We start from the raw sequence: 11413 nt of genomic DNA, 5'->3' as shown, positions 1-11413 counted from the left end.
CGACCGCGGCGGCCGGCGGGCCCGACGCGCTCCGGCTGGACGACGTCGGCTGCGACCGGCTCCAGGGCCTGTTCGCCGGGCACGCGCTGGCCGCGCCGACCTCCGAGGAGCTCGAAGCGCGTTTCCTCGCCGAACAGGACTCCCTGGACGGGATGGTCAACTACGAGTCGGTGCTGCTGACCCTCAACAGCGGCGGGAAGCTGCGCCGGCCGTTGGAGCTGATCTACCCGCGGGACGGCATCGTCAACGCGGAGTACCCGCTGCTGCGGTTGCGCCCGTCAGCGCAGGGCGCCTACGACAAGCTCCGCGACTGGCTGAAGGAGCCCGCCCACCAGGAGCGGCTGATGCGGCTGACGCTGCGCCGCCCCTACGACCCGGACGTCCCGCGCGATCCGCGGCTGCCGGACGAGGTCGGCAACGCGCTGGAGTTCCCTGCGGACAAAAGGGTCATCGACCGGCTGCTCGCCGACCTGCCCGGCGCCGAGCAGGCTCCGATCCGGCTGCACGTGGACGACGACCTCACGATCGTCTTCGACGAGAACCCACCCAAACCGGGCACCTTCAAGCCGGGGATCACCTACCGGGCCCGCGTCCTCGGACTGATCGGCAGCCACGAAGACGACACCTTCGTCCTCGAACCCAAAGCCATCTTCCGGTAATACCAAGTGTTACCATTGCTCCATGGGAACGAAGCGCTTCAGCATCAGCACCAGGGACGAAACCCACGACCGGATCCGGGCACACGCGGAAGCGGCGGGAGTCGACATCTCCACCTACATGATCGCCGCAGCGGTTCAGCAGATGCTCCGCGACGACCAGGCAGCCTCCTCCTTCGCCACCATCGACGCCGAGATCGCGGCTGACACCGGAATGGTCGCGTGATCAAGAAGTCGTCCGACCACCTCGCCGGACACCCGGACACGCTGACCGGAGAACGTGCCGTCTACTACGACGCGGGTATGCTCATCGCGCTGCTCAGCAAGGACCCCCGTGCCCAGGCGACCCACGAGTCTCTGAAGGCGTCACCACACCGGCCCATCATCACCGGCCCAGTACTGGCCCAGGTCTGGCGCGACGGCCCCGCCACCGTCCACGCCCTGAACCAGGTCACCCGCGAGTGCACCGTGTTGCAAGCCAAGGACGATCCCGGTCCGATTCGCGGCCTTGAACCCGGCGTCATCGGGTGCCTGCCCTGCCACCGCGTCTACCGACTGGCGGACTTCCAGCGCGCCGGCAAGATACTCGGCAAAGCCGATCTCCCCGTCCGGAAGAAGCCCGACGCCGTCGACGCCCTCATCATCGCCGCGGCTGCCTGGCACGGGCCCTCCCTGATCCTCACCAGCGATCCGAACGACCTCACCGCCTACCGAGCAGCACTCGACGCCCACCAGATCGACATCCTCCCCATCACCTAGCAGCCGATGGGGAGCTAGGTCGACCCAGCCGATGTCGCCTCCGAGCAGTTCCACGACTCGTCACCGCCCGCTGGTCCCAGGGACGTCACGAGGAGGAGAACCGTGCTCCCAGCGCTCCGTGGCCTCAGGGGGGTGAGGGGCAGGTGCGGGTCAGGCCGGGGGCGGGGGCGGCGGGGGAATGGGTGAGGGTGGTGGAGGGGGTGTAGCCCCAGGCCTTGTGTTCGGGGTGGGCGGTGGCGCGGTCGCCCTGCGTGTAGTACCAGATGTCGTCGGACGTGTGGTGCTGGCCGCGGGTCCAGCAGACGAACCAGCTCTGCTCGGTGTCGAGGTAGCCGATGATGACGGTGCCGTCCGGTTTTTCATAGACGGGGGCGCCCGGATTGCTGGTGCAGGCGAAAACGGTGTTCCAGACGCGACCGAAACGCGGGTCTCGGGCCGCAGTGGAGGTCTGCTCCACACAGGGCTTCGCAGCCTGGCTCGGGGCCGGGGGCGTCACGACGTTCTTGCCACCGCCGTCGCCGCCACCGCGGAACGTCGGGTAGAGGGCTATCGCGGCGATCACCAGCCCCACCGCGCCGATGACCGCGCTCACGGCGGCCAGCCGCTCCGCGCCGGTCATCGAGGAAGCCGGTGGCTGCTGCGGTTCCTGATCAGTCATAGGAAGAGGCCCCTCGCTGCGGCCAGAAGCGGGCGATCACCGCCTGGCAGTCGACCCGACCATTCGACCGGCCAGATCCACCCACCGCAAGGCAAATAGATGAAAATGTCTAATTGCGCGGAGGATTGATGAACGCCAGGGTTCATGTTTCTCTGGGAGATCGGGGTCGCTCTGCCGGCTGTACCCGCAAGGTTGGCGGGTTCGTCCAAGAGGGCGGAGACGGGGGCCGCTTAGCGTGGACGTCATGGACGAGAGACACGAGATCATGAAGGAATGCGCTGCCGAGGCCGCTCGGATCGCCCGGGGTGTCCGGCCTGAGCAGCTCTCGCAGCCGAGCAACTGCGCCGACTTCGACGTGCGGACGCTGGTCAACCACTGGGTGCTGTACACGTCGTTCGGGCTGGAGCATCGGGCGCTGCGGACTCCGCTCCCGCAGGAGCTGACCGAACGTGACTTCACCGCCGACCCCGACTGGCAGCGGACCTACACGGCGCAGCTCGAGCGGGCGGTCCAGGCGTGGGAGAAGCCCGAGGCGTGGGAAGGCGAGGTCGATCTCGGCGAGGCGAAGATGCCCGCCGCCGAGATCGCCTCGATGGTGATCAAAGAGATGGCCGTGCACGGCTGGGACGTCGCGACCTCGACCGGCCAGCAGATCCACCTGTCCGAGCGGGCCGCCGCCTTCGTCCACGACGTCGTCGCGAACTACGCCGAGCTGTACCGCCAGTACGACGGTTTTGCCGACCCCGTCGAGATCCCCGCCGACTCCCCCACCTTCGCCAAAGCCCTGGCCCTGTCCGGCCGCACCCCCTAACCGAGAGTGGGGCCGCCGATGGGAGACCAGGAGGACCAGGTGGAGCTGGGGGCCAGCTGGTATTTGGTGAAGAGGGAGTTGAAGGGGGTGCCGGCGATGATCTCCAGACGGCCGTCGGCGTTGGTGCCGTAGCCGGAAGCCGAGGCGCCGGTGCCGAAGTTCTCCCACGCGGACCAGCCGGAGCCGTTCTCCCAGCGGTGTTCGGTAGTGGCCGCGTTGGCGGCGACGATCTCCAGCCGGCCGTCCGCGTTGCGGGCGAGGTGGACGCGGGCGTTCGCGGGCCCGCCGAAGAACGACCACGACGACCACGGAGCAGAAGGGCCGCTCTGGGTGCGGCGGAAGATCCCGGCGGAGCCGGCCGCGATCAGTTCGAGGCCGCCGTCCGGACGACGGTTGAACGCCACGTGCCCGACCCCTGCCACGGAGCCGAACGCCTCGAACCCGGTGGGCCAGCCGCCGCTCGGCGCCCCCTGACGTCGCCGTTGCACCGTGCCGCCCGCCGCGGCGACGACCTCGAGCCGGCCGCTCGCGTCACGGCCGGTGGCGATCACGGAGTTGGCGGGGCCGCCGAAGGACGTCCATTCGGCCCAGGAGCCGCCCGGCGTGGCCTGCCAGCGGTGGAAGACGCCGCGCGGGCCGCTGGCGAACAGTTCGAGCCGGCCGTCGGCGTTCTGCGCGACGGTCAGATCGTACGCCGCCGTGCCGAAACCCTCCCAGCCCTGCCAGACGTTGGCCGCCGACTGGGCTCTGCGGTCCACCCGGCCCTCACCGGACGCGAACAGCTCGATCCGGCCGTCGCTGTTGCGGGCCACCGCCAGCGACGCCGACCTCGGGCCGCCGAACGGATACCAGCCCGACCAGCCCGAGTTGCGGGAGAGCTGGTACCGCCCCCACACCTGGTCGGGGCCGCCCGCGAACGCCTCCTGACGTCCGTCGGCGGACGAGACGATCACCACGCGGCTGCCGGGGGGCGAACCGGCCTCGACCGCGTACTGGTGGCTGCCGTTGCCGAAGTCCAGGCCCGCCAGCCACACGCCGCGCTGCCCCCAGCCGGAGTGGCTGACCCACCATCGGCCGCCGTCGTTGACGACCTCCGCGGCGTGGCTGAACACGTGGCCGGTGAGCTGGCTCGCGGAGAAGCGGAACGGGTCGTCGCTGCGGAAGACGTCGGTTCCGACGTAGCCGCCGCGCGGCCCGAGAAGAAGATGCCACGCCCCGTCGGCGTACACGACGAACGGCGATTCGGTGTCGCCGCCGATGGTCCCGCCCGTCGCGCTGGTGAACGCGATCGACCGTCCGCTCCAGTGGATCAGGTCGGTGCTGGTGCGGTACGCGACGACGTGGTTGCCGCCGGTGGGGCTCGAGTTCGCGGTGTAGTACATGACCCACTGGCCGTTGACGCGCGCCACGTAGGGGTCTCTGGCGGCGACGCCGTCGCGGAACAGCGGGCCGCCCGGGTGCCTGGTCCAGGTGTACAGGTCGGTGGAGGTGGCCAGGTTGATGGCGTGACTCGTCGCGTCCGCGCCGCCGCCGCTGTAGAACATGTAGTAGGTCGAGCCGTTTTTGATCACGTGCGGGGCCCAGAGGTGGGTCTCACCGTAGCCGGGGTCGGCGGTCAGCGCGGCAGGGCGCTTTGTCCACGGCCCGGTCAGGGCGGGTGCGGTCGCGTGGGCGAAGGTCTTCTCGTCGGAGTCGTTGGACGGTTCGGCGTGGGTGATACCGAACAGATGCCACGTCCCCTGGGCGTCCTTGATGAACGTGTGGTCGTTGATGTACCAGGGACGCGATTCGCCGACGCTCGGATCATAGATCTGGACGAAAGGGGTGGCTCCGACCTGGCCGGACGGTTCCGCGGCCGTCGCCGGAGGCCCCAGCAGGACCGCGGTGATCATGAAGGCGAAGACCGCCGCTGTTCCTCTGCTGATGCGCATGGGCTCTTTCCTGCAGGAGAAGGGGGCCTTCCGCGGCGGCTCGGCTGCGGAAGGCCCGTGTTCAGGACGGTGGTCAGGGCATGGCGGGGCCGGGGCCGTTGACCTGGTCCCAGTTCGACCAGGCCGTCAGGGAGGTCTGCCAGCGGTGGTAGACGCCGGTGCTGTTGGTGCCGAAGACGTCGATCCGGCCGTCGGCGTTGTTGGTGGCCGTGACGCTGGTGCCTGGGCCGCCGAAGGTCTCCCAGGCGCTGAACGCCTGGTTCTGGCCGGTCTGCCAGATGTGCGCGGCTGTCTGGTTGCTCATCGCGAACACCTCGACCCGGCCGTCAGGGGTGCGGGCGCTGGACAGTTTGGAATTGGCGGGGCCATTGGTGCCCACCCAGCCGGACCAGGCAGTGGGAGAGGTCTGCCAGCGATGGAAGACTCCCGTGGAGTTGGAGGCGAACACTTCGAGGCGTCCGTCGGTGTTGTGGTTGACGGTCACTTCCTGGCCGCCAGTCCCGAAGTCCTCCCAGGCACCCCAGCCGCCACTCGGAGCCGTCTGGAAAAGGTGACCGAAGGTCGCGTCGGAAAGGGCGAACACTTCCAGACGTCCATCAGGAGCGGTCTCCATCGCCAGCCGTGAATTGGCCGGGCCATTGGTGCCCGTCCAGCCGGACCAGGCGGTGGGAGAGGTCTGCCAGCGGTGGAAGACGCCGCTGGAATTGGAGGCGAACACTTCGATCCGGCCATCGGCGTTGTTCCCCGCCGCGATCCGGTGACCGCCGGTGCCGAAGTTCTGCCAGTTCGACCAGCCCGCGTTCGGCGCGGTCTGCCAGATATGGTCGAGAGTGCTGTTGGACAGGGCGAACAGTTCGAGTCGTCCGTCGGCGTTGGGCACGATCGCCAACTGGGCGTTCTGGGGGCCGCCGAGGTTCTCCCACGCGGACCAGCCGCCGTTCGGCGCCGTCTGCCACGCGTGATGCACGCCGCTTGCGGCCGCCGCGAACACTTCGAGACGACCGTCCGCCGACCTGCCGGACACCACTCGACCGGACGCGTACGGGCGGCGCACCGGGGCCGGGGTGTTGCCGCAGTTGGCGCTCGTCTCGAAATGCTGGTTGTAATCCCACCGGACCGGGACGAGATGCCCGTTGAACGTGGCCTGCACCACGACCCCGTTCAGCTTCTGCTCGTAGTGCAGGTGCGCTCCGGACGTCCAGCTTCCGGTGTTCCCGACGAGGCCGATCTGGCGGCCGCGCTGCACGTCGTTGCCGACCGCGACGTCGCGCCGGTCCAGGTGCAGGTACCGGGTCTGCCAGCCGCCGCCGTGGTCGATGACGATGAAGTTGCCGGCCTCGCCGTCGAACTGCGACACGGTCACCCGGCCGCCTTCCGAGGCCAGCGCGGGCGTGCCCTGGGTGGTTCCGCTGACGGAGATCATGTCGACCATGTACTGGCTTTTGTGTTCGCTGTGGGTGCTGGTCGTCCAGCGCTGCCCGCAGGGGACGGGCAGTTCGAAAGCGGGCCCCGCGGCGATGGCCGGGGCCGGGAACAGCACAGTGATCATTGAGAGCAGCAGCACCAGGACTGCTGTGAAACCGACCGGTCTGGTGTTCATGCCAGGCCTCTCCTTCGACGGCGTTCGGGGGATGTCCTCGGATCAGGGCATGGCGGGGCCGGGGCCGTTGACCTGGTCCCAGTTCGACCAGGCCGTCAGAGAGGTCTGCCAGCGGTGGTAGACGCCGGTGCTGTTGGTGCCGAAGACATCGATCCGGCCGTCAGCGTTGTTGGTGGCCGTGACGCTGGTGCCGGGCCCGCCGAAGGTCTCCCAGGCGCTGAACGCCTGGTTCTGGCCGGTCTGCCAGATATGCGCGGCCGTCTGGTTGCTCATCGCGAACACCTCGACCCGGCCGTCAGGAGTACGGGCGCTGGAGAGTTTGGCGTTGGTGGGGCCGTTGGTGCCCACCCAGCCGGACCAGGTGGTGGGGTTGGTCTGCCAACGGTGGAAGACACCGCTGCTGTTGGAGGCGAACACCTCCAAGCGTCCGTCAGTGTTGTGGTTGACGGTGACCTCTTGGCCGCCGGTGCCGAAGTTCTCCCAGGCGCCCCAGCCGCCGCTCGGAGCCGTCTGGAAAAGGTGACCGAAGGTCGCGTCGGAAAGGGCGAACACTTCCAGACGTCCATCAGGTGCGGTCTCCATCGCGAGACGTGAATTGGCCGGGCCATTGGTGCCCGTCCAGCCGGACCAGGCAGTGGGAGAGGTCTGCCAGCGATGGAAGACGCCACTGGAATTGGACGCGAACACTTCGATCCGGCCGTCGGCATTGTTGGCCGCGGCTATGCGGTGGCCTCCCGTGCCGAAGTTCTGCCAGCTCGACCAGCCCGCGTTCGGCGCGGTCTGCCAGATATGGTCGAGGGTCGAATTCGACAGGGCGAACAGTTCCAGACGTCCGTCATTGTTCGGCACGATCGCCAGTTGCGCGTTCTGCGGTCCGCCGAGGTTCTCCCAAGGCGACCAGCCGCCGTTCGGCGCCGTCTGCCACGCATGGTGCACGCCACCGGCACCCGCCGCGAACACTTCCAGGCGACCGTCCGCCGACCTACCCGACACCACCCGGCCGGACGCGTACGGACGACGCACCGCCGGCGGGTTCCCGCCGCCGCAGTTGGTGCTGGTCATGTCGACCGGCGAGCCCACGACCATCACCAGGAGCTGGCCCTGCAGCTTGGGATAGGTGATGTGCTGGTTGTCGGCGTCCTCGGAGCTGTTGGGGTTGTAGAGCTGCTCGTAGTGCAGATGCGGGGAGCCGACGGTGCCGACCTCCCCCATCTTCCCGATCACGTCGCCGCGGTTGACGACCGTACCGACCGGCACCCGGTCCGTCATGTGCATGTAGGTGGTGAACCAGCCGTTGCCGTGGCGGATCTCCAGACCGCCCGGGCTGAACGCCTCGTGCACGACGCCGCTGGCGGACGCGAGGATCGGGCTGCCGATCCGCATCCCGTACCGGTACATGTCGATCTTCTTGTCGTCCGGATTGTGGCCCGCGTAGGTCTGCAGCAGGATCTGCGCGTTACAGGGGAAGGGCAGCCGGAAATCCGGCCTTGTGTCCTCCATCCCCGCGTGGGCGGAGGTGGGAGAGAGCACCGGAATCACCAGCCCCAACAGCAGCATCAGTGCTGCCATGAAGCCGAAGCGCTTGCCTTTCATGGATCTCCTTCGGGCGGGGCCGCGGCCTTGCGACGCGGCAAAGGAGGAGTCGGCAGAATCCGAACATCCAAATAAACAAGAACATTTTTCAGGCATCTCTACTAGGGGTAAATATGTGATGTAGGTCACAAAAAACCACGCCCGGTCCTGGCGAGGACACGGGCGTGGATCGAGACGCGGATCAGGAGTGCAGGTCGAACCGGTCAGCCTCCATGATCTTGTTCCAGACACGGACGAAGTCCCTGAGGAACTTCGGCGTCGCGTCGTCCGCCGCGTAGACCTCGACGACCGCGCGGAGCTGGGCGTTCCAGCCGAACGCCAGATCGACGCGGCTCGCCGTCCACCGCTGGTTGCCCGTGGCCCGGTCGGTGCCCACATAGGTGCCGTCGTCGCCCGGGGACGGCTCCCACGCGGTGCCCATGTCCAGCAGGTTCACGAAGAAGTCGTTGGTGAGCTGGCCGGGCCGGTGCGTGAGGACGCCGAGCGGCGACTGCCCGTGGTTCACGCCGAGCACCCGCAGCCCGCCGAGCAGGACCGTCATCTCGGGCGCGCTCAGATCGAGCTGGTCGGCCCGGTCGATCAGCATGTACTCCGGCGGCAGCGGGGCCTGCGGGGAGACGTAGTTGCGGAACCCGTCGGCCTTCGGCTCGAGGGAGTCGAACGACTCGACGTCGGTCCACTCCTGGAGGGCGTCACCGCGTCCCGGCGTGAACGGGACCTTCACCTCGTGGCCCGCCGCGCGCGCCGCCGCCTCGATCGCCGCGCAGCCGCCGAGCACGACCAGATCGGCGAACGACACCCGGACGTCACCGGTCTGCGCCTTGTTGAACCTGTCCCCGACGGCCTCGATCGCGTTGATGATCCGGGGCAGTTCCTCGGGTTCGTTGAGGGTCCATTCCCGTTGCGGCGAGAGCCGGATCCGGCCGCCGTTGGCACCGCCGCGCATGTCGCTGCGCCGGTAGACCGACGCCGCCGCCCACGCGGTGGTGATCAGCTCCTGCTGGGTGAGGCCCGAGCCGAGCAGGTCACGTTTGAGCGACTCGATCGCGTCGGCGCCGATCAGCGCGTGCGTCACCGGCTCGATCGGGTCCTGGAAGAGCTGCGGCGTCGTGGGGACGAGCGAACCCCGGTAGCGGGCGAGCGGCCCCAGATCGCGGTGGATCAGCTTGAACCACGCCTTGCGGAACTCCTCGTACATCTCGTGCGGGTTGTCCAGCCAGTGCCGGGTGATCTCCTGGTAGATCGGGTCGACGCGCAGCGCGATGTCGGAGGTGAGCATCCCGGGCTGGTGCTTCTTGCCCGGATCGTCGGGGGCGGGAGTGGTGTCGGAGCCCGCGTTGTCCTTGGGACGCCACTGCCAGAGGCCGCCGGGACCGCGGTGCTTCTCCCACTCGTAGCCGTAGAGGTTCTCCAGGAAGGTGTTGTCGAAGGTCGTCGGGGTCGGCGTCCAGGTCACCTCGATGCCGCTGCTCGTCGCGTCGGCGCCGACGCCCGTGCCGTAGGAGTTCTTCCAGCCGAGGTCCTGCTGTTCCAGCGGGGCCGCGGCCGGGGGCGGCCCGACCTTGTCCGCCGGTCCGGCGCCGTGGGTCTTGCCGATGGTGTGGCCGCCGACGATCAGCGCGGCGGTCTCGATGTCGTTCATCGCCATCCGCTTGAACGTCTGCCGGATGTCGGCCGCGGACGCCAACGGGTCCGGCTCGCCGTCAGGCCCTTCGGGATTGACGTAGATCAGACCCATCTGGGCGGCGGCCAACGGCTGCTGGAGGACGTGCGTGGACGAGAACCGCTCGTCGCCCATCCAGGTGTGCTCGGGACCCCAGTAGGTGTCGTCGCCCTGCCACCAGTCGATGCGGCCGCCCCCGAAGCCCATCGTCTTGAAACCCATCGATTCGAGCGCGCAGTTGCCCGCGAACTCCATCAGGTCGGCCCACGACAGCTTCTTGCCGTGCTTCTTCTTCACCGGCCACAGCAGCCGCCGCGCCTTGTCGAGGTTGGCGTTGTCGGGCCAGCTGTTGATCGGTGTGAAGCGCTGCATCGCGTGGCCGGCGCCGCCGCGGCCGTCCTCGGTGCGGTAGGTGCCGGCGGCGTGCCACGCCATCCGGATGAGGAACGGGCCGTAGTGGCCGAAGTCGGCGGGCCACCAGTCCTGCGAGTCCCGGAAGAGGGCTTCGAGGTCGCGGCGCACCTCGTCGAGGTCGAGCGTCTCGAACGCGGCGCCGTAGTCGAAGTCGTCGTCCATCGGGTCGATCGACGGCGGGTTCTGCTGCAGCATCTTCAGGTTCAGCTGATCGGGCCACCAGTCGCGCACGCCGCCGACAGCCTCGGGCCGATTGATCCGGCCGGCGTGGGCGGGGCAACCATCTGCGGATTCCGCGGACACGGGTATCCCTTCTGTCATGGTGACAATCCGTCACATTGACGAGTCTTCCCTGAACCGATCGTCAGGACTCGCATTTCCGCCGTGCACGTTTAGAGGGCTGGTTTCGGGGTGATCATCGGTCGTTTGTGCTGCTCAGGCCATATACGGAGGCTCGGCGGCGCGGTCTGACGGACGGCCGAAACCATTTCTTGGTTGTCACGTTCCGTAGCCTTTACACTCGCGGCAGGGCCCGTCGTTCGCGGGGGCGGGAACCCTCGCCGGGGCTGCGGGTGAAGACGGGGAAACCGTGCCGCATCGCCTCGCACGGAGACCCCGAAGAATGGAGCCGAATGACTGCAAGCCCCGGGAGCGACGACGCGTCCCTGATCGAGCAGTCCCGGCATGAGCCCGAAGCCTTCGCCGGTCTGTACGACCGGCATTCCGCACTCATCCACCGGTATGTCGCACGGCGTCTGGGCGACCAGGCCGCCGACGACGTGGTCGCCGAGACCTTCCTCGCCGCCTTCCGGCAGCGTTCGCGCTACGACCTCACCCGCCCGGACGCCCGTCCATGGCTGTACGGGATCGCCGCGAACCTGATCGGCAAGCACCGGCGATCAGAGGTCAGGATGCTGCGGGCACTGGCCAGGACCGGTGCCGACCCCGTCCTCGACTCGCACGCCGACCGCAGCGACGCCAAGGTGAGCGCCGCCGCGGCGTCCCGGCCGCTGGCGGCGGCCCTCGCCGGGCTGACGGCCGGGGAACGGGACGTGCTGCTGCTGGTCGCCTGGGCCGACCTGACGTACGAGCAGGTCGCCGAGGCGCTGGGAGTCCCCGTCGGGACGGTCAGATCACGGCTGAGCCGGGCTCGGAAAAAGGTACGCGAGGCGCTGGGCGGAATCGATCCGACCGTCTTCCATGAGGAGCTGTCCCGATGAACGATCTCCACGAGATCCGAGCGTTCCGTGCCGAAGTCCCCCTGCCCGACCGTGCGGCGCTCGCCCCCGGCCGTGCCGCCCTGCTCGCCGAGGCGGCCCGGCCGTCCC

The 11413-nt window shown here is 68.6% G+C and carries 9 protein-coding genes and 1 pseudogene; 5 read left to right on the top strand and 5 right to left on the bottom strand.

The window, feature by feature from the left end; all coding sequences use genetic code 11:
• From ACYVE7_RS19370 to ACYVE7_RS19360, 3 genes and pseudogenes are all read left to right on the top strand, one after another.
• Window positions 1-659 (top strand): annotated as a pseudogene (locus ACYVE7_RS19370) (hypothetical protein); the annotation flags it as partial.
• Between the two features lie 22 nt (window positions 660-681).
• Complete coding sequence (locus ACYVE7_RS19365; RefSeq protein ID WP_460366357.1) at window positions 682-882, top strand: hypothetical protein; 201 nt, start codon at window positions 682-684, stop codon at window positions 880-882.
• Entirely contained in the window at window positions 879-1415 is a 537-nt protein-coding gene (locus ACYVE7_RS19360) for a hypothetical protein (RefSeq protein WP_460366356.1), read from the top strand. The genes ACYVE7_RS19365 and ACYVE7_RS19360 overlap by 4 nt, the downstream gene beginning before the upstream one ends.
• Before the next feature lie 124 nt (window positions 1416-1539).
• Here the strand turns inward: ACYVE7_RS19360 and ACYVE7_RS19355 are convergent, their stop codons facing one another.
• Window positions 1540-2073, bottom strand: a complete 534-nt coding sequence (locus ACYVE7_RS19355) for a hypothetical protein (protein ID WP_460366355.1) — start codon at window positions 2071-2073, stop codon at window positions 1540-1542.
• A 244-nt stretch (window positions 2074-2317) separates the two neighbouring features.
• On the opposite strand from ACYVE7_RS19355, the gene ACYVE7_RS19350 reads away from it, so the two are divergent.
• A complete protein-coding gene (locus tag ACYVE7_RS19350) occupies window positions 2318-2884 on the top strand; it encodes a TIGR03086 family metal-binding protein (RefSeq protein WP_460366354.1) in 567 nt (188 codons plus the stop codon).
• On the opposite strand, the gene ACYVE7_RS19345 is transcribed toward ACYVE7_RS19350, so the two are convergent.
• From ACYVE7_RS19345 to katG, 4 genes are all read right to left on the bottom strand, one after another.
• Window positions 2881-4815, bottom strand: coding sequence for a hypothetical protein (locus ACYVE7_RS19345; RefSeq protein WP_460366353.1), 1935 nt, complete (start codon window positions 4813-4815; stop codon window positions 2881-2883). The genes ACYVE7_RS19350 and ACYVE7_RS19345 overlap by 4 nt on opposite strands.
• A 73-nt stretch (window positions 4816-4888) precedes the next feature.
• Window positions 4889-6415 carry a peptidoglycan DD-metalloendopeptidase family protein gene (locus tag ACYVE7_RS19340; protein WP_460366352.1) on the bottom strand — a complete coding sequence of 509 codons (1527 nt, stop codon included), beginning with the start codon at window positions 6413-6415 and terminating at the stop codon, window positions 4889-4891.
• 42 nt (window positions 6416-6457) lie between these two features.
• Entirely contained in the window at window positions 6458-8008 is a 1551-nt protein-coding gene (locus ACYVE7_RS19335; RefSeq protein WP_460366351.1) for a peptidoglycan DD-metalloendopeptidase family protein, read from the bottom strand.
• 181 nt (window positions 8009-8189) lie between these two features.
• The gene (gene katG / locus ACYVE7_RS19330) at window positions 8190-10316 is read right to left on the bottom strand and encodes a catalase/peroxidase HPI (RefSeq protein ID WP_460366350.1); all 2127 of its coding nucleotides are present in this window, start codon (window positions 10314-10316) and stop codon (window positions 8190-8192) included.
• A 401-nt stretch (window positions 10317-10717) separates the two neighbouring features.
• Between katG and ACYVE7_RS19325 the strand changes: the two genes are divergently transcribed.
• Complete coding sequence (locus ACYVE7_RS19325) at window positions 10718-11305, top strand: RNA polymerase sigma factor (protein WP_460366349.1); 588 nt, start codon at window positions 10718-10720, stop codon at window positions 11303-11305.
• Window positions 11306-11413 lie beyond the last annotated feature (108 nt).

The sequence above is a fragment of the Actinocorallia lasiicapitis genome (genome assembly GCF_054778695.1).
Note: the sequence above shows the minus strand (reverse complement) of the source record. Positions and strands in the feature narration are given on the sequence as shown.